Annotated in this window: 19 protein-coding genes; 14 read left to right on the top strand and 5 right to left on the bottom strand. The window is 55.4% G+C overall.

Annotated elements, in window-relative coordinates; translation table 11 throughout:
- Positions 1-4 precede the first annotated feature (4 nt).
- Positions 5-904: a carboxylate/amino acid/amine transporter gene (locus tag ACOTYN_RS18505; protein ID WP_014885636.1), complete on the top strand. Its 900-nt coding sequence runs from the start codon at positions 5-7 to the stop codon at positions 902-904.
- Here the strand turns inward: ACOTYN_RS18505 and metR are convergent.
- Positions 792-1,745: an HTH-type transcriptional regulator MetR gene (gene metR, locus ACOTYN_RS18500; protein WP_023331563.1), complete on the bottom strand. Its 954-nt coding sequence runs from the start codon at positions 1,743-1,745 to the stop codon at positions 792-794. The two genes, ACOTYN_RS18505 and metR, sit on opposite strands and share 113 nt — an antisense overlap.
- A 115-nt stretch (positions 1,746-1,860) precedes the next feature.
- Between metR and metE the strand changes: the two genes are divergently transcribed.
- Positions 1,861-4,122 (top strand): 5-methyltetrahydropteroyltriglutamate--homocysteine S-methyltransferase, encoded by a 2,262-nt coding sequence (metE, locus tag ACOTYN_RS18495; protein WP_071922798.1) that lies wholly within the window; start codon positions 1,861-1,863, stop codon positions 4,120-4,122.
- Between the two features lie 32 nt (positions 4,123-4,154).
- Here metE and ACOTYN_RS18490 read toward each other — a convergent pair whose 3' ends face one another.
- From ACOTYN_RS18490 to ACOTYN_RS18480, 3 genes are read right to left on the bottom strand one after another with little or no spacing between them, the layout of a single operon-like run.
- Positions 4,155-5,237 (bottom strand): ABC transporter ATP-binding protein, encoded by a 1,083-nt coding sequence (locus ACOTYN_RS18490; protein ID WP_071922799.1) that lies wholly within the window; start codon positions 5,235-5,237, stop codon positions 4,155-4,157.
- The gene (locus ACOTYN_RS18485) at positions 5,234-6,622 is read right to left on the bottom strand and encodes a phosphomannomutase CpsG (RefSeq protein ID WP_332958443.1); all 1,389 of its coding nucleotides are present in this window, start codon (positions 6,620-6,622) and stop codon (positions 5,234-5,236) included. The genes ACOTYN_RS18490 and ACOTYN_RS18485 overlap by 4 nt, the downstream gene beginning before the upstream one ends.
- A 29-nt stretch (positions 6,623-6,651) precedes the next feature.
- Entirely contained in the window at positions 6,652-7,692 is a 1,041-nt protein-coding gene (locus ACOTYN_RS18480; protein ID WP_045281886.1) for a LacI family DNA-binding transcriptional regulator, read from the bottom strand.
- Positions 7,693-7,878: 186 nt separating this feature from the next.
- Between ACOTYN_RS18480 and ACOTYN_RS18475 the strand changes: the two genes are divergently transcribed.
- From ACOTYN_RS18475 to ACOTYN_RS18455, 5 genes are read left to right on the top strand one after another with little or no spacing between them, the layout of a single operon-like run.
- A complete protein-coding gene (locus tag ACOTYN_RS18475) occupies positions 7,879-9,168 on the top strand; it encodes an ABC transporter substrate-binding protein (protein WP_071922801.1) in 1,290 nt (429 codons plus the stop codon).
- An 8-nt stretch (positions 9,169-9,176) separates the two neighbouring features.
- Positions 9,177-10,043, top strand: coding sequence for a carbohydrate ABC transporter permease (locus ACOTYN_RS18470; protein ID WP_081367696.1), 867 nt, complete (start codon positions 9,177-9,179; stop codon positions 10,041-10,043).
- Positions 10,044-10,871 (top strand): carbohydrate ABC transporter permease, encoded by an 828-nt coding sequence (locus ACOTYN_RS18465; protein ID WP_014885628.1) that lies wholly within the window; start codon positions 10,044-10,046, stop codon positions 10,869-10,871.
- Between the two features lie 10 nt (positions 10,872-10,881).
- Positions 10,882-12,465, top strand: coding sequence for an alpha-amylase family glycosyl hydrolase (locus ACOTYN_RS18460; protein ID WP_045281884.1), 1,584 nt, complete (start codon positions 10,882-10,884; stop codon positions 12,463-12,465).
- Positions 12,449-13,507: a glycoside hydrolase family 130 protein gene (locus tag ACOTYN_RS18455; RefSeq protein ID WP_071922803.1), complete on the top strand. Its 1,059-nt coding sequence runs from the start codon at positions 12,449-12,451 to the stop codon at positions 13,505-13,507. Before ACOTYN_RS18460 ends, ACOTYN_RS18455 begins: the two co-directional genes overlap by 17 nt.
- Positions 13,508-13,548: 41 nt before the next feature.
- Here ACOTYN_RS18455 and ACOTYN_RS18450 read toward each other — a convergent pair whose 3' ends face one another.
- Positions 13,549-14,352 carry a dienelactone hydrolase family protein gene (locus ACOTYN_RS18450; RefSeq protein WP_047626220.1) on the bottom strand — a complete coding sequence of 268 codons (804 nt, stop codon included), beginning with the start codon at positions 14,350-14,352 and terminating at the stop codon, positions 13,549-13,551.
- A gap of 255 nt (positions 14,353-14,607) precedes the next feature.
- Here ACOTYN_RS18450 and udp point away from each other — a divergent pair, with 255 nt between their 5' ends.
- From udp to tatB, 7 genes are all read left to right on the top strand, one after another.
- Positions 14,608-15,369 carry a uridine phosphorylase gene (gene udp / locus ACOTYN_RS18445; RefSeq protein WP_003860792.1) on the top strand — a complete coding sequence of 254 codons (762 nt, stop codon included), beginning with the start codon at positions 14,608-14,610 and terminating at the stop codon, positions 15,367-15,369.
- A 139-nt stretch (positions 15,370-15,508) separates the two neighbouring features.
- Positions 15,509-16,966 carry a DNA recombination protein RmuC gene (rmuC, locus tag ACOTYN_RS18440; RefSeq protein WP_071922804.1) on the top strand — a complete coding sequence of 486 codons (1,458 nt, stop codon included), beginning with the start codon at positions 15,509-15,511 and terminating at the stop codon, positions 16,964-16,966.
- A 66-nt stretch (positions 16,967-17,032) separates the two neighbouring features.
- Positions 17,033-17,788, top strand: a complete 756-nt coding sequence (gene ubiE / locus ACOTYN_RS18435) for a bifunctional demethylmenaquinone methyltransferase/2-methoxy-6-polyprenyl-1,4-benzoquinol methylase UbiE (protein ID WP_014885623.1) — start codon at positions 17,033-17,035, stop codon at positions 17,786-17,788.
- A 13-nt stretch (positions 17,789-17,801) separates the two neighbouring features.
- The gene (gene ubiJ / locus ACOTYN_RS18430) at positions 17,802-18,407 is read left to right on the top strand and encodes a ubiquinone biosynthesis protein UbiJ (RefSeq protein ID WP_014885622.1); all 606 of its coding nucleotides are present in this window, start codon (positions 17,802-17,804) and stop codon (positions 18,405-18,407) included.
- Positions 18,404-20,044 carry a ubiquinone biosynthesis regulatory protein kinase UbiB gene (gene ubiB, locus ACOTYN_RS18425; RefSeq protein WP_014885621.1) on the top strand — a complete coding sequence of 547 codons (1,641 nt, stop codon included), beginning with the start codon at positions 18,404-18,406 and terminating at the stop codon, positions 20,042-20,044. Before ubiJ ends, ubiB begins: the two co-directional genes overlap by 4 nt.
- Positions 20,045-20,120: 76 nt before the next feature.
- The gene (tatA, locus tag ACOTYN_RS18420; RefSeq protein ID WP_014885620.1) at positions 20,121-20,375 is read left to right on the top strand and encodes a Sec-independent protein translocase subunit TatA; all 255 of its coding nucleotides are present in this window, start codon (positions 20,121-20,123) and stop codon (positions 20,373-20,375) included.
- Positions 20,376-20,378: 3 nt separating this feature from the next.
- Entirely contained in the window at positions 20,379-20,921 is a 543-nt protein-coding gene (gene tatB / locus ACOTYN_RS18415; RefSeq protein ID WP_023331551.1) for a Sec-independent protein translocase protein TatB, read from the top strand.
- Position 20,922 lies beyond the last annotated feature (1 nt).

The raw sequence follows: 20,922 nt of genomic DNA, 5'->3' as shown, positions 1-20,922 counted from the left end.
CATTGTGGCGCTACTCATTATCACCACTATCCTGTGGGCCTTCTCCTTTAGCCTGATTGGCGAGTACCTTGCCGGTTCGGTCGACAGCTACTTCTCGGTGCTGATGCGCGTGGGACTGGCGGCGCTGGTTTTCCTGCCGTTTCTGCGCACGCGTGGTCAATCGCTGAAAACGATTGTGCTGTACATGCTGGTGGGCGCGATGCAGTTGGGCATCATGTATCTGTTCAGCTTCCGGGCTTACGTCTATTTGTCCGTCTCTGAATTCCTGCTCTTTACCGTGTTGACGCCGCTCTATATTACGTTGATTTACGACCTGCTCAGCAGGCGTCGTCTGCGCTGGGGATACCTGCTGAGCGCGGCGCTGGCGGTGATTGGCGCGGCGATTATTCGCTATGACAAAGTCAGCGATCACTTCTGGACCGGGTTGATGTTCGTCCAGCTCGCCAACATCAGTTTCGCCATCGGCATGGTGGGCTACAAACGCCTGATGGAAACCCGCCCGATGCCTCAGCACAATGCATTTGCGTGGTTCTATATGGGCGCGGCGATTGTCGCGGTGTCGGCGTGGTTTCTGCTCGGTAACCCGCAAAAGCTGCCGACCACGTCGGTGCAGTGGGGCGTTCTGGTCTGGCTGGGCGTGGTGGCGTCAGGGCTGGGTTACTTCATGTGGAACTACGGCGCGACGCAGGTCGACGCCGGAACGCTCGGGATCATGAACAACGTGCACGTCCCGGCGGGGCTGCTGGTCAACCTCGCCATCTGGCAGCAGCAACCGCACTGGCCGAGTTTCCTTATTGGGGGAGCGGTGATCCTGGCTTCACTGTGGGTCCATCGCCGCTGGGTCGCTCCGCGCTCCGCACAAACGGAAGATGGTCGCACGCGTGGTTCCGCGCTGAGCGAATAAACGCTTCTGTCACCGGCTGACGCTGCTCGCCATCGCGCACGGCAGCGTACAGACGGCTCCACAGTCCTTCACCCAGGGTTTTGGTCACCACCAGGCCCTGGCGTTCAAAACTCTCCACCACCCAGTGCGGCAGCGCCGCGATGCCCATATTGGCGGCAACCATCTGAATCAACAGCAGGGTGTTATCCACGCTTTTCAGCTGCGGGCTAATGCCTGCCGGCTGCAGGAAATGACGCCAGATATCCAGGCGACTGCGCTGAACCGGATAAATCAGCAGCGTTTCTGTTGCCAGGTCTTCCGGCGTGATGCGCGTTTTAGCCGCCAGCGGATGATCCGGTGCCAGCACCAGGCGCACTTCAAAATCAAACATCGGCGAATAGTGCAGGCCGCTGCGCGGCAGAATGTCGGAGGTCATCACCAGATCCAACTCACCCTGCTGCAGCGAGGGTTGCGGGTCGAACGTCACACCGGATTTAAAATCCATCTCCACCTGCGGCCACTTCTGGCGGAAGTTCTCAAGCGCAGGGGTCAGCCATTGAATACAGCTGTGGCACTCAATGGCGATGCGCAGTTTTGTCTGCTGCGGCTCGTTACAGGACTGTAGCGCGCTGGCGATCTGCGGCAGGACCTGATTCGCCAGTTGAAGAAGAATTTCACCCTGCGGCGTAAAGCGCAGAGGTTGGCTCTTACGCACAAAAAGACGAAATCCGAGGCGTTGTTCCAGATCGCTGAACTGGTGAGAAAGGGCAGACTGGGTCTGGTGCAGCGTGGCCGCAGCCGCCGCGAGCGATCCGCAGTTCCGCAACGCTTGCAGCGTTTTCAGGTGTTTTATCTCGATCATGAAAGTCCTTCACTTCGCCATGAACATTTTGCGCTTGAGGAATATACAGTACCTGCCAATTATAGATGTGTAAACATCTGGACGTCTAAATAGCGAAATTCACAAGGGGCATAACATGACAATCCGCAATCACACTCTCGGTTTCCCTCGCGTTGGCCTGCGTCGCGAGCTGAAAAAAGCGCAAGAAAGCTACTGGGCGGGTAACGCTACCCGTGAAGAACTACTGACCGTGGGGCGCGAGCTGCGCGCCCGTCACTGGGATCAGCAAAAGCAGGCGGGCATTGACCTGCTGCCGGTGGGCGATTTCGCCTGGTACGACCATGTTCTGACGACCAGCCTGCTACTGGGCAACGTGCCGGCTCGTCATCAGAACAAAGATGGATCGGTAGATATCGATACCCTGTTCCGCATCGGCCGTGGTCGTGCGCCAACGGGTGAACCCGCGGCAGCGGCGGAAATGACCAAGTGGTTTAACACCAACTATCACTATATGGTGCCGGAGTTCGTAAAAGGTCAGCAGTTCAAACTGACCTGGATACAGCTTCTGGACGAAGTCGACGAAGCGCTGGCGCTGGGCCACCAGGTGAAACCGGTGCTGCTCGGACCGGTAACCTACCTGTGGCTGGGCAAAGTCAAAGGCGAGCCGTTTGACCGCCTCAGCCTGCTGAAGGACATTCTGCCCGTCTACAAACAGGTACTGATTGAGCTGGGTAAACGCGGCATTCAGTGGGTGCAAATTGACGAACCTGCTTTGGTGCTTGAACTGCCCCAGGTTTGGCTCGATGCCTTCAAACCGGCGTATGACGCGCTTACCGGGCAGGTGAAGCTGTTGCTGACCACCTATTTCGAGGGCGTGACGCCTAACCTGAGCACGATTGCCGCGCTGCCGGTTCAGGGCCTGCATGTTGACCTGGTTCACGGCAAAGATGACGTGAAGGACCTGCACAAACGTCTGCCCGCAGACTGGCTGCTCTCAGCGGGGCTGGTAAACGGTCGTAACGTCTGGCGTGCCGATCTCACCGAAAAATATGCTCAAATTAAAGATATTGTTGGTAAACGTGAGCTGTGGGTGGCCTCATCATGTTCACTGCTGCACAGCCCGATCGATCTGAGCGTGGAGACCCGTCTTGACCCGGAAGTGAAAAGCTGGTTTGCCTTCGCCCTGCAAAAATGTGAAGAACTGGCGCTGCTGCGCGACGCGCTGAACAGCGGTGACACGGCGGCGATTACCGAATGGAGCGCCCCGATTCAGGCGCGCCGTCATTCGGCACGCGTGCATAATCCGGCAGTGGAAAAACGTCTGGCGGCCATCACCGCTCAGGACAGCCAGCGCCAGAGTCCGTATGAAGTCCGTGCCGAAGCCCAGCGCGCCCGCTTCAACCTGCCCGCATGGCCAACCACGACGATCGGTTCATTCCCACAAACGACCGAGATCCGCGGCCTGCGTCTCGACTTCAAAAAGGGCAATCTGGATGCGAATCACTACCGTACCGGCATTGCTGAGCACATCAGGCAGGCGATCATCGAGCAGGAGCGTTTAGGTCTGGACGTGCTGGTGCACGGTGAAGCCGAGCGTAACGACATGGTCGAATACTTTGGTGAACACCTGGACGGCTTCGTGTTTACCCAGAATGGCTGGGTGCAGAGCTACGGTTCCCGCTGCGTGAAGCCACCGGTGGTGATCGGTGACGTCAGCCGCCCGGAAGCGATTACGGTTGCGTGGGCGAAGTATGCTCAGTCTCTGACCGACAAGCCGGTAAAAGGCATGCTGACCGGGCCGGTGACCATTCTGTGCTGGTCGTTCCCGCGTGAAGACGTGACCCGTGAAACCATTGCGAAGCAAATCGCGCTGGCGCTGCGTGATGAGGTGGCGGATCTGGAAGCCGCTGGCATTGGCATTATCCAGATTGACGAACCGGCGTTACGAGAAGGTTTGCCGCTGCGCCGCAGCGACTGGGATGACTATCTGAAGTGGGGCGTGGAAGCCTTCCGCATCAATGCGGCGGTGGCGAAGGACGACACGCAGATCCACACCCATATGTGTTACTGCGAATTTAACGACATTATGGATTCCATTGCCGCGCTGGATGCCGACGTGATCACCATCGAGACCTCGCGTTCAGATATGGAGCTGCTCGAGTCGTTTGAAGAGTTCGACTATCCAAACGAAATCGGACCGGGGGTGTACGACATTCACTCCCCGAACGTGCCGAGCGTGGAGTGGATTGAAGCCCTGCTGAAAAAAGCCGCTCAGCGTATTCCGGCAGAGCGCCTGTGGGTGAACCCGGACTGCGGCCTGAAAACCCGCGGCTGGCCGGAAACCCGCGCAGCGCTCGCCAACATGGTGAAGGCAGCGCAGAATTTGCGTCAGGGGTAAGTCTGCGCATTTCCCGCCGCCTGATACTCTACTCAGGCGGCATTTTCCGTCATTGCAATCCGCTTGCCTGCCGCGTCAAAGAGATGCAGATGAGCCTCCTGCACGGTCAGCGTGATACGTTGCTGTGCAGGCAGACTCAGTTGCTGGAAGGATTTCAGGCACACGGCATGCCCTGCCACGTCCAGCCACACCAGGGTTGAATCTCCCTGCAGTTCGCATAACCGCGTTTTCCCGCTCAGGCTAAAATCCCCCGGCTGCTGATAACCCAGGTGTTCAGGGCGGATCGCGACAAATACCGATTCCCCCTCCTGAATGTCTGCGGGCTGACGCGAAAGCGGGAAGACGGTATCAGGGTCGATATGCAATGCCCCCTGCTGCCAGACGGCGGGTAACATATTGATTTTTGGCGTACCGATGAATTCGGCCACGAAGCGGTTCGCCGGGGTGTTGTACAGTTCAAGCGGCGTACCCGTTTGCTCAATATTGCCTTTACACATCACCACGATACGGTCGGCCAGCGTCATCGCCTCGACCTGATCGTGCGTGACGTAAATCATGGTGTTTTTCAGGGTATTATGGAGTTGCTGGATCTCCTGGCGCATTTCAACCCGCAGAGCGGCGTCAAGGTTGGAAAGGGGTTCGTCAAACAGGAACAGCGCGGGCTGCTGGACAATAGAACGACCTATCGCCACGCGCTGGCGCTGGCCGCCGGAGAGGTGTTGCGGAAGCCTGCCGAGCAGCTCGTCCAGCCTGAGCATGTTGGCGGCATGGGTGATGCGCTGCGCAATGTCGGCCTCCGGGGTGCGGATATTGCGTAAGCCAAAGGCGAGGTTCTCCCGTACGGTCATATGCGGATAAAGTGCGTAGGACTGGAAAACCATCGATAAGCTCCGCTTGCCCGCCGCCAGGTGGGTGACATCCTCATTGCCCATCATCAGCATGCCACTGTCTGGCGCCTCTAATCCCGCGATCATGCGCAGCAGCGTCGATTTCCCGCACCCGGAGGGGCCCACAAGAACGATAAATTCTCCTGATGCTATCTCCAGTGACAGATCCGCCACGATGACGTTTTTATCGTACTTTTTATGAATATGTCGTAATGAAAGGGCGGTCATAATGTCTCCTGAGCCCCTTGCAGGGCAGAAATCAGCATCAGCACTTCATGAGTTTTATGGACAAGCAGAGCGGTATCTCCCCGCGCTTCAACATTAAGGCGAACCAGCGGCTCGGTATTGGAGGCGCGGAGGTTAAAACGCCAGTCTGCGAAGGACAGGCTCAGGCCGTCGCAGTTGTCGCGTTCGCATGCGACCGGGGCATAGTGCGCGGCGACGTCATTGAGGAGTGCAGCGGGCTCGTTGACCGTCAGGCTGATTTCGCCAGACACCGGATAGCGGGCCTGTGCGTGACGCATAAGATGAGAGAGTGGCTGCGCGTCTGCGCCCAGGATCTGGAGCATCAGGATCAGCGGGATCATGCCGCTATCGCAGTAGCCAAAATCGCGAAAATAGTGATGGCCACTCATCTCGCCGCCGTAAATGGCATTTTCCCTTCGCATCCGGGCTTTCAGGAAGGCATGCCCGGTTTTACTCACGATTGCGCTACCGCCGCAACGGGCGACCGTGTCGAGCGTGTTCCAGATTAAGCGGGGATCAAGAATGATGCGGCTGCTGGGATAGCGTCGCAGAAAATGTTCGGCAAACAGCCCCACGAGATAATAGTTCTCAACGTAATCCCCGCGCTCGTCGAAGAAAAAGCAACGATCGAAATCGCCATCCCAGGCGATGCCAGCATCGGCGTGATGTTCGATGACGGCCAGTCGGGTGCTTTGCCGGTTTTCAGGCAGCATCGGGTTAGGTACGCCAGCGGGAAAGCGGCCATCTGGCTGGTGATGAATACGGATAAAATCGACCGGTACACCGGCACGCTTTAAGCCCTCATCAAGCGCATCTAGCGCCGGACCTGCGGTGCCGTGCCCGGCGTTGACCACCAGGCGTAACGTTCGCGTTGGGGACGTAGTGATAAATCGCAGCAGAGCGTTCACCCAGGCCGGGCGATTGTCGAAGGGAAAAATGCCCCCACGACGCACGCAGGGTGGAAAGCGGTTCTGTTCTGCCAGTGCTTTGATCTCCAGCAGACCGTTGTCATTACTGATCGGGCGCGCCTCAAGGCCAACCAGCTTAAAGCCGTTGTAATGGGCGGGATTGTGGCTCGCCGTCACCTGGATCCCTCCGTCTGCCCGCAATTCCCGGGTGGCGAAATAGACCTCTTCCGTACCGGTCATGCCCAGGTCGATAACATCGACGCCGCCTGCGGTAAGCCCGTCGATCAGGGCCGTTTTTAGCGCCTCCGAGCTGAGGCGGACATCAGCGCCTACTACCACGCGCCGGGGATGCAGCCAGACGGCGTACGCCCTTCCGATGCGACGCGCAATGTCAGGGGTGAGATTGACGTCAACTTCGCCACGAATGTCATAGGTTTTAAAGCACGTTAGTTCATCCATAGTTCACTCTTATCTTAAGCAGGGTAATCTCATGCCGTATCACGCTCGATAAGCCGGTGTTCCAGCGCAACGTGGGTGACGGGGCCATTGTTCAGAAGCAGATCAACCGCGATTTCACCTTTACGTTCGGCATCCTGCGCGATGGTGGTAAGTCCAGGCCCGTTATACTGCCGGGCGGTATTGTCGAATCCGGTAATGGCGACCCGGCCAGGTATAGCAAGACGCTGTCGCTGGCAATAATTCACCGCGCCGATGGCAAAACGATCGGATAAGCAGATCAGCGCCGTGATCTCAGGGTGTGCCGTCAGCAATGCTTCCGCTGCCCGTTCGCCGTGTGGCTCATCGTGATGGGTTTCACACAGCCAGCAGTCACTGAGCCTAATACCGTGCTCTTGAAACGCGTCGCGGCAGGCATTCACGCGGGTCAGCATGAGTTGGTTATCCCCCGTCACGCGGTGCGTCAGAGGCCGCATCCCGCGCGCGTTCGGGTGAGACGGGAAGGCAATAATGCCGAAATGGCGATGACCCTTTTGTATCAGGTAGTGGGTGATATCACGCATGGCGCGTGTGTTATCCACCGACACGCTGCTGAACTGCGGAAGCTGAAAATCGAGCGTCACCACAGGCAGATTGCGGGCCAGGGTTTGTTGAATAATGGCGGCGCTGTTATGCGTGGCGTTGAGAATATACCCGTCCACCAGGGTAGTGAGCGATGAAGGCCCTTTTTGAAGCGGTATCAGCACCAGATTAATATTACGGTCTTCGCAGCGGGTCGCGACGCCGCGCATCAGGCTGACGTCATGCGGATCGATAAAAACATAGCTCATGGCATCGTTAAAAATGACGCCTATGGCCCCGGATTTTCCGGTGCGTAAAGCCCGGGCGAGTTTATCCGGCCCCTGAAATCCAACCTGACGGGCGTACCCAAGTATCTTTTCACGTAATTCAGCAGACAGCTTTTCGGGATTATTCCACGCGTTAGATACCGTGGTATGTGAAATACCCATCTCCGCTGCCAGCGATTTAATCGTCACGTTTTTATTCTTTCTTTTGCTAAATGAATTAGGCATTTTATATTCACGTAAATTATTTATGAGGCGTAATTAAATAAATAATAGCGGCTGAGTTTATCGTTAAATATAAATAGTTTTGTGATTTGTTTAACGTTAAACATAAAAAAGGGGTGTTAGCTTACGCACCATTCACAGAGTGCAGCAGTGAGCGATTAACACTTATCGACATCAGGGAGATATAACGTGAGAGTTGCAGAAGCAGCAAAATTAATAGCATCGGTAATATTCCTCTTTTTTCTTACCGGTTGCGGGCCTGATGATAAAAAAGAGACACAATCCGGGGCGCGTGAAACAATCAAAATGTGGGTCACACCCACCGTCAATGAAGAAGCCTTCTGGAGTAAAATAGTGGCGGAATGGAATAAAGACCCTGCCCATATGCCCGTCGAATTTACCGCTATTCCTGCCGCAAACAGTTCAGAAGAAGCGATAATGAACGCGCTGGCATCAGGGACTGAACCGGATATTTCAACCAATATATTTATCGGTTTTGCCAGCCAGCTTGTTGATGTCGGGCAGATAGAAGATCTCTCCAGAATGCCGGGTTTTCAGGAAACGATTCAGAAACGGCAAATGGCTTCTCTGCTGTCAGCCTGGGAATTAAACGGCAAACAAACGGTACTGCCGGTATATATCAACCCGATTGTCTGGTGGTGGCGCGGCGATTTACTGAAGCAATACGGTTTTGATCGGGTACCGGTTAGCTACGATGAACTTTACGCGCTGGCGAAGCGTCGGGCGGCGGATAATCACGGCTATGTGATACAGCTTACGGCAGGTAAAAACTGGTGGGAACGCTGGTTCGACTTCATTCCGCTGTTCTACGCCCAGAGCCACGGCAAGCCGTATCTGGTCGACAAAAAACCTGCGCTGACCACGCCTGCTGGCGAGGCCGTGCTGACCTTCATGGGCAACGTTTTTAACAATAAGTGGAGCAGCTACGACTTCACCTCTGCCGAGGATCCGCTCGCAACGGGGCAGGTTATCGCCTCAGCGCGCGGACCGTGGGATTTAGCCCGCTATCGCAAGCAGTATCCGGACATATTAAAAACGATTCAGATCGGTCCGATGCTGACCGAGACGGGCATTGAACACCCCTATACGTTCGGCGACAGCAAAGGTCTGGTGATCTTCAGTTCCAGTAAGCGAAAGGCGCAGGCCTGGCAGTTTATGCAGTGGGTCTTCAGTAACCCTGATCATGACCGGCTGTGGCTTGAGTTGACAGGGATGCCGCCCGCCCGCGCGGATTTAATGAGTAATCCGATCTTTGTCAGTTACTTCAAACAAAATCCGCTAGAGAAACAAATCGCCTCGTGGGTGGACGTCGCGCTTCCTCCTGCAGCAACAAACCAGACGACAGAAGTACAGCGCAGCATGACGCAGATGCTTGAGCGCGTGATATTCAAAACCAGTACGCCTGCCGACGCGCTGAAACAATCTCAGCAGGAAATCAGCGCCCTCACGGGCCAGTAGGGGGCATGATGGCTGGATATGAATCCCGAACCGGAGGCCTGCTGGCCTCCACCTGGATTGGCTATTCGCTGCTATTTTGGTTCTACCCGCTTGCCTGGCTGATGGTGCTGAGCGTGACCCGCTGGCAGTTTATCGGCGCACCGCAATTTACCGGTTTGCAGAACATTATTGGCGTACTGCACGATGCGTTATTCTGGACATCCATGTGGAACATTTGCCGCTTTTTAATGTGGTATGTCCCGATCGTGTTTATTACCGCGCTGCTTTTTGCTGCCGGATTACGCAGAATTAACTACGGCCGGGGGTTTATCGCCCTGAGTTTTTTACTGGCAAATATCTCGTCAGGGGTGGCGTACTCAATTGTCTTTTCCCGTCTCTTTAATGAGTACGGCCCGGTTAACCGCTTATTGTCTGCGTGGTTTGGGATTTCCGTGCCGTGGTTTACCAACCCTGACTGCGCCATGCTATCCATTGCGCTTATCGTGACCTGGAAATTTGTCGGTTATTACGGATTAATTCTCTATTCCGGCATGCAGGCTATTCCATCGGATATTTATAGTGCGGCTATTCTCGATAAAACCGGGCGTTTTCAGAAAGGCTGGGCAATAACGCTGCCGATGATGAATCCGCAAATTGTGATGGTGATGGTGCTGGCTATTACGGTGGCGTTCAGTATTTTTACAGAGCCCTATTTAATTACCGGTGGTGGGCCACTAAACAGTACCACCAGTCCCATGGTGGTCATGTACGAAGCCGCGTTTCAAAATATGAAACCTACCTGGGCCGCTGCCATGTCGATTATCGTCGCTGCCTGCAGTTTCCTGATGATCTGGCTATTTCGTCGGTTATTCGAAAAACACATTGAGATTGTATGAATGAAAAAACTCACGCCCCTGAGCCTGCTAATTCATGCGCTGATGTTTATTCTGGCGTTAAGCTGGCTCTATCCGTTTGTCTGGATGGTCGTGTCATCCCTGAAGCCTACGGCACAGATTTATACCACGGATCTCTTTTCGGGCACGCTGACGCTCGAAAATTACACTTTCCTTTTCGATAACAGCAACCGGGCCGATAAGCCGTTTCTGCGCACGCTGTTTAACTCGCTTTTCGTCTCTGTCACCGTGACCGCGAGCGTGACCGTCACCTCCATGCTGGTGGGCTATGCACTGGCAAAAACGGAATTCTGGGGCAAAAACGCTTTCCGTAATCTGTTGATTGTGCAGATGGTTTTCCCGGTTTTCATGTTCATCATTCCACAGTTTGTGCTGATGCGTGAGCTCGGGCTGATCAACCGTTACAGCGCCATGATCCTGCCTTATGCAATGAGTGCCTGGGGGATCTTTATGGTGTCTCAGAGCTTCAAGGGTACGCCCAACGATTACCTGTACGCCGCGCGTCTGGATCATGCCAGCCTGTGGGCCATTCTGCGGCACGTCATGATGCCGCTGAACAAGTCCATTCTGGCGATCGTGGCGCTATTTACCTTCTCAAGCTCGTGGGACAACTTCCTCTGGCCGCTGATTGTCATGCGCGATGCCGACAAAATGCCGTTTTCGGTGCTGCTGGCCACCTTCAGTAAATCCTACGGCGTTTATCTGGGGCCAGTGATGGCGGGAGCCGTGGTGCAAATGCTGCCGGTCATCGTGTTGTTTATCCTGTTCCGGAAATATTTCCTGCAGGGCATGTCGTTATCACTGAAATAAGGAATGTACGGTGAACAAACAACCCTGGTGGCAGGCCTGTACCTGCTACCAAATTTATCTGCCGTCGTTTTGCGATGGTAACGGTGACGGGCTGGGTGATTTCCCCGGCCTGCTCTCAAAAGTGGATTACCTGAGCGCGTTAGGCATCGGTGCCATCTGGATCACGCCGTTTTACCCCTCTCCTCTGGTGGATAACGGGTATGACATTAGTGATTACTGCGCCGTCGACCCACGATTCGGCACGCTGACCGATTTTCGCGACGTCGTTCATCGCTGCCATGAAAAGGGGATCCGGGTCATTATCGATCTGGTGCTTAATCATGTCTCTTCGCAGCATCCGTGGTTTCAGGATGCCTGGAATAATCCCGCAAGCCGCTATCGGGACTATTTTCTTTTCAGCGCGCACCCTAACAACTGGGAGTCATTTTTTTCCGGCAGCGCCTGGAGCCCGGAGCCGGACACCGGCGAGTTTTACTACCATAAATTCGCGCCTGAGCAGGTCGATCTTAACTGGGCGAACCCCGCGGTAGAGCAGGAAATGCTTCAGGTCATTGATTTCTGGCAGGCACAGGGCGTGGATGGCTTCCGCTTCGACGTGATTAATTTCCTCAGCACGCGCGGCATCGGGCCTGACAATCCGGAGAAAGCGGGAGTACAGCAGCATGAGCATGACGTGAACCAGCCGGGACTCATCGGCACGTTGCAGCGCGTATGCCAACATGCCAGGCAGCAAGGGGATGTTTTCCTGATCGGCGAAATCGGCAGCGAGGAGAGGGAGACCCTGGCCCGTTATCAGGCCCCGTCGCTGATGGACGTGGTCTTTAACTTCAATATTGGCAGCCAGAAAACCTTCGATGCGGCACGCCTGTGCGACGAGATTAACGCCACGCTGGCGCTGCAGTCTGGCCTGCCGACGCTATTCTTTTCCAGCCACGATATGCCGCGCATGATTAGCCGCTTTGGTGAAGGCCCGCATGACGCCGCCCGGGCGTTGGCCGTTCTGGCGCTACAGCTGACCGTGCGCGGCGTACCGTTTATTTTTCAGGGTGACGAGTTGGGGATGCCCGACTATGTGCCTCAGACGGTCGGGCAGATTTTTGATATTCAGGGAAAAACCTTCTACGACACGGCCATGCGGCAGGGGTGCAGTGCCGCCGACGCGCTGGCGCAGGCCATTGAACATTCACGGGATGGGTCCCGTGCCCCCTTCCTCTGGTGCGACGCACCGTTTGCGGGCTTTTCCACATCCACGCCGTGGATGCCCGTCAGCCAGGACTATCCCTTGCTCAATGCCGAACATCAGATATCGACGCCCGGCTCGTTGTGGCGTCAGTACCAGACCTTCATTGCGCTTCGGGCCGCCATCGGGGCGCTACAGCATGGGGAGTGCAGCCTGCTGAAGCGCCATAAGGCGTGCGTCTGGTTTACCCGAACAACGGCGCAGGAACAGGTCTGGGTGGCCGTGAATTTTGGCCAGCCGGTACAAAACCCATTGTGGGCCATTGAAGCGGATGTCCTGTACGGCCAAAACGCGCAGCAGCTGGACAAAAATCAAATTCTGATAAAAAGGAGTGTATATGAACAGACACGGTAAGAATCCGTTGATCACCCCCAGCGACGTGGCGCCTTCTCTGCCTGGACGGAAAGTGGAGTGCGTCTTTAACGCCGGTGTAACGGAGTATCATGGGGAGATTATCCTGCTGCTTCGGGTTGCCGAGAGCGTGATAAATGATGACCCACAGAAGATCGTCGTTCCGCTTCTGGTGCAGCAGTCCGGCGGCTGGCTGGCGGCAACAAAAACGTTCGACCGCAACGACCCGCGCTATGATTTTAGCGACCCGCGTACCATTGTGCTGAAAAGCGACCCGGCTCAGGTCTGGCTGACGTCAATGTCCCACCTGCGCCTGGCGCGAAGCCAGGACGGTGTAAATTTCACCATCGATCAACAGCCGTTTATTACCGCCGACAGCCGCTATGAGGAATTTGGCTGTGAAGATGCGCGTATCACCCTGATTGACGATGTCTGGTACATCAATTACTCCGCCGTGTCATCGCTGGGTATTTCCACCGCGCTGGCGACCACCGTTGATTTTATCTCCGTCGACAAGAAAGGGCTGATTTTCTGCCCTGATAACCGCGACGTCTGTTTCTTCCCGGAGAAGGTTGGCGGATCCTTCCGGGCGCTTACCCGGCCCGCGCCCTGCCATTTCGGCCACCCGGAAATCTGGATCTGCGAATCGCCCGATATGCTGCACTGGGGAAACCACCGGCATCTGCTGGGACGCTCGGGAGACGAATGGGATGCGCTGAAGTCGGGTGGCGGCGCGCCGCTGATCAAGACCGCGCGCGGCTGGCTGGAGATTTATCACGGCGTTGACGCTAGCCAGCGTTATTGCCTGGGCGCTCTGCTTCTGGATCTTGAGGATCCGCTCACCCTCATCGGCAAATCTTCCGTACCGCTGCTGGAGCCGAGCGCGCCCTATGAGCGTGAAGGCTTTTTCGGTAACGTCGTCTTTACCTGCGGGGCGCTGGTGCGTAATGACACGTTGCATATCTGGTATGGTGCGGCGGATGAGCGTATCGCCCTGGCCACGCTGCCGATGGACGAGCTGTGGAAACATCTGGGCCTGGAGTAAGCCCTGACGCAGCCCCGGCTTTCGCCGGGGCTGCGAAGTGTTTATTTCTTCCCGCCGTACTGGCTAAACCACGCCAGCATTCTCTGCCAGCCATCTTTCGCCGATTCCGCGTGATAACTCGGACGGTAATCTGCGTTAAACGCATGTCCGGCATCCGGATACACCACAATCTCCGCATTGGCATTGGCTGCCCGTAGCGCATGGCGCATGGTTTCTACCGAATCAAGCGAAATACCGGTGTCCTGGCCGCCATACAGACCCAGCACCGGGGCATTGAGCTCAGTGGCGATGTCCACCGGATGTTTTGGCGAATTCAGCGTTTTCTCGCCCACCAGTTTGCCATACCAGGCGACAGCCGCTTTGAGCTGCGGATTGTGTGCGGCATACAGCCAGCTAATGCGTCCGCCCCAGCAGAAGCCGGTGACCATCAGACGGTGCGGGTCGCCGCCGTTACGCGCCGCCCAGCTGGCAACGTGGTCGAGATCGGCCAGCACCTGCGCGTCCGGGACTTTGCTGACCAGATTGCTGAACAGCGTTGGAATATCGCTATAGTCGTTCGGATCGCCCTGACGGAAGTAGAGTTCTGGCGCAACGGCCAGATATCCTTCAAGTGCCAGGCGACGGCAGAGGTCGCGAATATGTTCATGAACCCCAAAAATCTCCTGAACCACAATCACGATGGGCAGCGGACCGTCTGCCGATTTTGGTCGTGCGTGATAGGCAGGCATATTCTCCCCCTGAGAGGGAATGGAGGTCTCTCCCGCCGTAATGGCCTCTTCTGAGGTTGAAACGATGGTTGAAGCAAGCGGGGCTGCAGCAGGTGCAAAACCGGTTTTTTCAGTCATGGCATTCTCCGTACCAATGAGTTAGCGCAAAGGTAAATATAGACACCAGGTTAACAACTCACAGTGCCTTAAACGGTCTATCTTTTGTGCAGCACCTGACGATATAACTTGTTAATGTGATGTAAATCACTTTTTGATGGAAATTCACTGCAATCATTTTCATTCATGGTGAGATGCATCACGAAATTATGCCTACTGCTTCTGTAAAGTACCGTTTTACTTCTTCTGACTAACCGACCCACAGAGGAGTCACCTATGTCTAAGTCTGATGTTTTTCATCTCGGCCTCACTAAAAATGATTTACAAGGGGCTACGCTCGCTATCGTCCCTGGTGACCCTGAGCGTGTGGAAAAGATCGCCGCGCTGATGGATAAGCCGGTCAAACTGGCTGCCCATCGTGAATTCACCACCTGGCGTGCAGAGCTGGATGGCAAAGCGGTGATTGTGTGCTCCACCGGTATCGGCGGTCCGTCTACCTCTATTGCTGTTGAAGAGCTGGCGCAGCTGGGCATTCGTACTTTCCTGCGTATCGGCACGACCGGCGCGATTCAGCCGCACATCAACGTGGGCGACGTACTGGTGACGACGGCATCCGTTCGTCTGGACGGGGCAAGCCTGCACTTTGCGCCTATGGAATTCCCGGCAGTGGCTGACTTCGAATGCACCACCGCGCTGGTTGAAGCCGCGAAGTCCGTGGGCGCGACCACCCACGTTGGCGTAACCGCCTCTTCCGACACCTTCTACCCGGGCCAGGAGCGCTACGACACCTTCTCTGGCCGCGTTGTGAGCCGTTTCAAAGGCTCAATGGAAGAGTGGCAGTCCATGGGCGTAATGAACTACGAAATGGAATCCGCGACGCTGCTGACCATGTGTGCAAGCCAGGGTCTGCGTGCTGGTATGGTGGCGGGCGTTATCGTCAACCGTACTCAGCAGGAGATCCCGAACGCCGAAACCATGAAGCAGACCGAAAGTCATGCGGTGAAAATTGTGGTGGAAGCGGCTCGTCGTCTGATCTAGCCCTCTCTTCTCAAATCAAAGGCCGACGCGTTCGGCCTTTATTTTTTGCGTAGCGCCTCGCAGGAAAACCCTTTCAAACTGGACGTTTATACAGCACAATTCTATTTTGTGCGGGTAATACGTTGATGCAGGGGGCATTGTGGATATCTCAATCCTGATTTATGCGGTGATTGCGCTGGCGGGCGTTGCGATAGGCTGGCTGATTTCCAGCTACCAGCATGCGCAGCAGAAGGCCGATCAGCTGGCGGAGCGCGAAGAGATCGTCGCCGAGCTCAGCGCGGTAAAGCAACAGCTTGCGCTAAGTGACCACTGGCGCGACGAGTGCGAGCTGCTCAATAACGAACTGCGCAACCTGCGTGATATCAACACGTCGCTGGAGGCCGATCTCCGCGAAGTGACTACCCGCCTCGAATCCACGCAGCTGCATGCGGAAGACAAAATCCGTCAGATGATTAACAGCGAGCAGCGCCTCAGCGAGCAGTTTGAGAATCTCGCCAACCGCATTTTCGAACACAGCAACCGCCGCGTTGACGAACAGAATCGCCAGAGTCTGAACAGCCTGCTGACGCCGCTGCGTGAACAGCTGGACGGTTTTCGCCGTCAGGTGCAGGACAGCTTTGGACAGGAAGCCCGCGAGCGGCACACGCTGGCGCACGAGATTCGTAATCTTCAGCAGTTGAATGCGCAAATGGCGCAGGAGGCGGTCAACCTCACTCGGGCGCTAAAAGGGGATAACAAAACCCAGGGTAACTGGGGAGAAGTGGTGCTCACCCGCGTGCTGGAGGCCTCTGGCCTGCGCGAGGGGTATGAATACGATACGCAGGTGAGTATCGAAAACGATGCGCGCTCGCGGATGCAGCCAGACGTCATTGTGCGTCTGCCGCAGGGGAAAGATGTGGTGATCGACGCCAAAATGACGCTGGTGGCGTATGAGCGTTACTTTAATGCGGAAGACGACTACACGCGCGAGTCGGCGCTGCAGGAGCATATTGCCTCCGTGCGTAACCATATCCGACTGCTGGGCAGAAAAGATTATCAGCAGCTTCCGGGGCTGCGCTCGCTGGACTATGTGCTGATGTTTATTCCGGTCGAACCGGCGTTCCTGCTGGCCCTCGACAGACAGCCCGAACTGATCACCGAAGCGCTCAAAAATAATATTATGCTGGTGAGCCCCACCACCCTGCTGGTGGCATTACGTACCATTGCTAACCTGTGGCGCTATGAGCACCAGAGCCGCAATGCACAGAAGATTGCCGAGCGTGCCAGCAAGCTGTACGACAAAATGCGCCTCTTCGTGGACGATATGTCCTCAGTCGGGCAAAGCCTGGACCGTGCGCAGGATAACTACCGTCAGGCGATGAAAAAACTCGCCTCCGGGCGGGGTAACCTGCTTGCTCAGGCTGAAGCATTCCGCGGCCTGGGGGTGGAGGTCAAACGCGAGATTAATCCGGAACTGGTGGAGCAGGCCACGGCGCAAGACGAAGAGTTCCGTCTGCGTGAAGGCGCAGATGAACAAAAGACACCCAGCGAAGACAACGAGTTAACGACGGATTTATCGTCTGACGAGCCGCCGACACGTTTCTATCACGGCGGTTGAATCGTAGGGCAAACGCGCCCAATCTGTTACACTTCACGAACATTTGACTGATTAGCAGGCTCTGAGATGGTTGACGATTCACAAGACACGACGCACTTTGGCTTTCAGACTGTCGCCAAAGCGCAGAAAGCTGACATGGTGGCCCACGTATTTCATTCCGTGGCGGCGAAGTACGATGTGATGAATGACTTGATGTCGTTCGGCATTCATCGCTTGTGGAAACGCTTCACCATTGACTGCAGCGGTGTGCGCCGTGGACAAACCGTGCTGGATTTAGCCGGTGGAACAGGCGATCTGACGGCGAAGTTTTCCCGTCTGGTGGGTGAAACTGGCCGCGTTGTTCTGGCCGATATTAATGACTCCATGCTGAAAATGGGACGCGAAAAGTTGCGTAACATCGGCGTGGTGGGCAATGTGGAATACGTGCAGGCAAACGCCGAAGCGCTGCCATTCCCGGATAATACCTTTGACTGCATCACGATCTCCTTCGGCCTGCGTAACGTCACTGACAAAGAAAAAGCGCTGCGCTCCATGTACCGTGTACTGAAGCCGGGTGGACGTCTGTTGGTGCTCGAGTTCTCTAAACCGATCATTGAGCCGCTGAGCAAAGCCTACGACGCCTATTCCTTCCACGTGCTGCCGCGTATCGGTGAACTGGTGGCGAACGACGCGGAGAGCTACCGCTATCTGGCGGAGTCCATTCGCATGCACCCGGATCAGGACACCCTAAAAGCCATGATGCAGGATGCGGAATTTGAGAACGTTGAATACTTCAACATGACGGCGGGTGTCGTTGCGCTGCATCGCGGTTACAAATTCTGAGTGGAGGTGTCCCGTGCCCTTTAAACCCTTAGTCACCGCAGGCATCGAGAATGTGCTCAATGCCTTCCTGTATCGCGCGCCGGCGCTAAAAGCTGCACGTCAGCGACTTAACGGGAAGGTCCTGCGCATTGTATTAAAAGAGTTCTCAACGCCGCTCGTGCTGGTCTTCAGCGAACGCCAGCTCGATGTTCTGGGTGAGTGGGAAGGCGAGGCGGATTGCTCGGTCATTACCCATATGAGCGTGCTGCCAAAACTGCGCGATCGCCAGCAATTGACGGCGCTTATCCGCAGCGGTGAGCTGGAAGTGGAGGGCGACATCCAGGTCGTACAAAACTTCGTTGCGCTCAGCGATCTGGCGGAGTTTGACCCGGCAGAACTGCTCGCGCCTTTTATTGGTGACATCGCCGCTGAAGGGATCGGGAAAGCTATTCATGGCGGCACGGCGTTCTTGCGCAAAAATCTGCAACGGCAGCAGCGCTATGCCGCAGAAGTCCTGACTGAAGAGTGGCGCATGGCCCCCGGTCCGCTGGAAGTGGCATGGTTTGCGGAAGAAACCGCTGCTGTTGAACGTGCGGTTGATGCATTAACCAAACGGCTGGAAAAACTGGAGGGCAAATGACGCCTGGTGAAATTCGGCGCCTCTATTTTATCGTCCACACCTTTTTGAGTTACGGGCTCGATGAGCTTATCCCCAAAATGCGTATCACGCTGCCGCTTAGAATCTGGCGGCGGATGTTGTTCTGGATGCCTAATCGTCATAAAGGTCAGCCGCTGGGTGAACGTCTGCGTCTGGCGCTGCAGGAGCTTGGCCCGGTATGGATTAAGTTCGGACAGATGCTCTCAACCCGCCGCGATCTCTTCCCGCCTCATATTGCCGATGAACTGGCAATGCTGCAGGACCGTGTTGCCCCGTTTGACGGAGTGAGGGCAAAGAAACAGATCGAAGAGGCAATGGGTAATCTTCCCGTTGAAACCTGGTTTGACGATTTCGAAATAGCCCCGCTGGCGTCGGCGTCTATTGCTCAGGTGCATACCGCGCGTCTGAAAGAGAACGGCAAAGAGGTGGTGATCAAGGTGATCCGCCCGGATATCCTGCCGGTCATCAAAGCTGACATGAAGCTGATTTATCGTCTGGCGCGCTGGGTACCACGTTTGTTACCTGATGGCCGTCGTCTGCGTCCGATGGAAGTGGTGCGGGAATACGAAAAAACGCTGATTGATGAGCTTAACCTGCTGCGCGAGTCGGCAAACGCCATTCAGCTGCGTCGTAACTTTGAAAACAGCCCGATGCTTTATGTGCCTGAGGTCTATTCAGACTACTGCAGTCAGAACATGATGGTCATGGAGCGCATCTACGGTATTCCGGTTTCGGATGTGGCGGCGCTGGAGAAGCAGGGAACGAACATGAAGCTGCTGGCCGAACGTGGCGTTCAGGTCTTCTTTACTCAGGTGTTCCGCGACAGCTTTTTCCATGCGGATATGCACCCGGGCAATATTTTTGTGAGCTACGAGCATCCTGAGGATCCGAAGTATATCGGTATCGACTGCGGGATTGTGGGGTCGCTGAATAAAGAAGATAAGCGTTATCTGGCCGAGAACTTTATCGCGTTCTTCAACCGTGACTACCGTAAGGTGGCTGAGCTGCACGTTGACTCCGGCTGGGTTCCGCCGGACACCAACGTCGAAGAGTTTGAGTTTGCTATTCGTACCGTCTGCGAGCCGATTTTTGAAAAGCCGCTGGCAGAAATCTCCTTCGGGCACGTGCTGTTAAACCTGTTTAATACGGCTCGCCGCTTTAATATGGAAGTTCAGCCGCAATTAGTTTTACTTCAGAAAACATTACTTTACGTTGAGGGTGTAGGTCGCCAACTCTATCCTCAGTTAGACTTGTGGAAGACGGCTAAACCGTTCCTGGAATCCTGGATTAAGGATCAGGTAGGTTTTCCAGCGCTGGTGCGCTCATTGAAAGAGAAAGGCCCGTTCTGGATTGAAAAAATGCCCGAAATTCCTGAACTGGTTTACGACAGTTTGCGTCAGAGCAAGAACCTTCAGCACAGCATGGATAAAATCGCCCGCGAGCTTCAGTCCAGTCGCGTGCGCCAGGGACAATCACGCTATCTCTTTGGGATTGGTGCAACGCTGCTGTTGAGCGGTACGTTGCTGCTAATCAATCGTCCGGACTGGCAGATGATGCCCGCCTGGCTGATGGCTGGCGGGGTTGTTGTCTGGCTAGCCGGATGGAGAAAAACGCGCTGAGTTTGCGTCGCCATCGACGGGTCGCATACGTATAATGCGACTTGACCAATTAATCATCTATTCCTGAGGAATTTGTATGGGTGGTATCAGTATCTGGCAATTAGTCATTATTGCCGTCATCGTCGTGCTGCTGTTTGGCACTAAAAAGCTCGGTTCTATCGGTTCCGATCTGGGCGCGTCTATCAAAGGCTTCAAGAAAGCAATGAGCGATGATGAGAACAAGCAGGATAAAGCCAGCCAGGATGCTGATTTTACTGCAAAATCCATCTCCGATAAGCAAGAAGAAGCCAAAAAAGAAGACGCCAAAAGCCACGATAAAGAGCAGGTGTAAGTCGTGTTCGACATTGGTTTTAGTGAGCTGCTGCTAGTCTTTGTGATTGGCCTGATCGTGCTGGGTCCGCAGCGTCTGCCCGTGGCGGTGAAAACCGTTGTGGGCTGGGTGCGTGCGCTGAGATCGCTGGCATCGACCGTTCAGAATGAGCTGGCACAGGAACTTAAGCTCCAGGAGTTTCAGGAAAGCCTGAAAAAGGTCGAGAAGGCGAGCATGGATAACCTGACGCCGGAACTGAAAGCCTCAATGGATGAACTGCGCGAAGCGGCGGAATCCATGAAGCGCTCTTACAGCGTTAACGATCCTGAAAAAGCGAGCGATGAAGCGAACACCATTCATAACCCGGTGGTGAAGGACAGCGAAGCGCAACGTGAGGGCGTGACGCCAGCGAGTGCTGAGCACCAGGCCGCCGCGCCAGAACAGACGCCGCAGGAAACCGAAGTGAAAAAACAGGCGCAGCCGGAAGACCCCACGATAAAAGTGGCGGAAGCGAAACCCGTCGCGCCTGTTTCCGAATCATCCCCCTCGTCGAGTGATAAAGCGTAAC

The organism is Enterobacter cloacae complex sp. IR5458, assembly GCF_049238025.1.
Classification (GTDB): domain Bacteria; phylum Pseudomonadota; class Gammaproteobacteria; order Enterobacterales; family Enterobacteriaceae; genus Enterobacter; species Enterobacter kobei.
This window is presented reverse-complemented; position numbering and strand designations above follow the sequence as displayed.

What these genes read in the sequence shown, in the direction of transcription:
- metR (WP_023331563.1), bottom strand. Translation starts at nt 1,745, where the DNA reads ATGATCGAGATAAAACACCTGAAAACGCTGCAAGCGTTGCGGAACTGC.
- metE (WP_071922798.1), top strand. Translation starts at nt 1,861, where the DNA reads ATGACAATCCGCAATCACACTCTCGGTTTCCCTCGCGTTGGCCTGCGT.
- ACOTYN_RS18490 (WP_071922799.1), bottom strand. Translation starts at nt 5,237, where the DNA reads ATGACCGCCCTTTCATTACGACATATTCATAAAAAGTACGATAAAAAC.
- ACOTYN_RS18485 (WP_332958443.1), bottom strand. Translation starts at nt 6,622, where the DNA reads ATGGATGAACTAACGTGCTTTAAAACCTATGACATTCGTGGCGAAGTT.
- ACOTYN_RS18480 (WP_045281886.1), bottom strand. Translation starts at nt 7,692, where the DNA reads ATGCCTAATTCATTTAGCAAAAGAAAGAATAAAAACGTGACGATTAAA.
- ACOTYN_RS18470 (WP_081367696.1), top strand. Translation starts at nt 9,177, where the DNA reads ATGGCTGGATATGAATCCCGAACCGGAGGCCTGCTGGCCTCCACCTGG.
- ACOTYN_RS18465 (WP_014885628.1), top strand. Translation starts at nt 10,044, where the DNA reads ATGAAAAAACTCACGCCCCTGAGCCTGCTAATTCATGCGCTGATGTTT.
- ACOTYN_RS18455 (WP_071922803.1), top strand. Translation starts at nt 12,449, where the DNA reads ATGAACAGACACGGTAAGAATCCGTTGATCACCCCCAGCGACGTGGCG.
- ACOTYN_RS18450 (WP_047626220.1), bottom strand. Translation starts at nt 14,352, where the DNA reads ATGACTGAAAAAACCGGTTTTGCACCTGCTGCAGCCCCGCTTGCTTCA.
- udp (WP_003860792.1), top strand. Translation starts at nt 14,608, where the DNA reads ATGTCTAAGTCTGATGTTTTTCATCTCGGCCTCACTAAAAATGATTTA.
- ubiE (WP_014885623.1), top strand. Translation starts at nt 17,033, where the DNA reads ATGGTTGACGATTCACAAGACACGACGCACTTTGGCTTTCAGACTGTC.
- ubiB (WP_014885621.1), top strand. Translation starts at nt 18,404, where the DNA reads ATGACGCCTGGTGAAATTCGGCGCCTCTATTTTATCGTCCACACCTTT.
- tatA (WP_014885620.1), top strand. Translation starts at nt 20,121, where the DNA reads ATGGGTGGTATCAGTATCTGGCAATTAGTCATTATTGCCGTCATCGTC.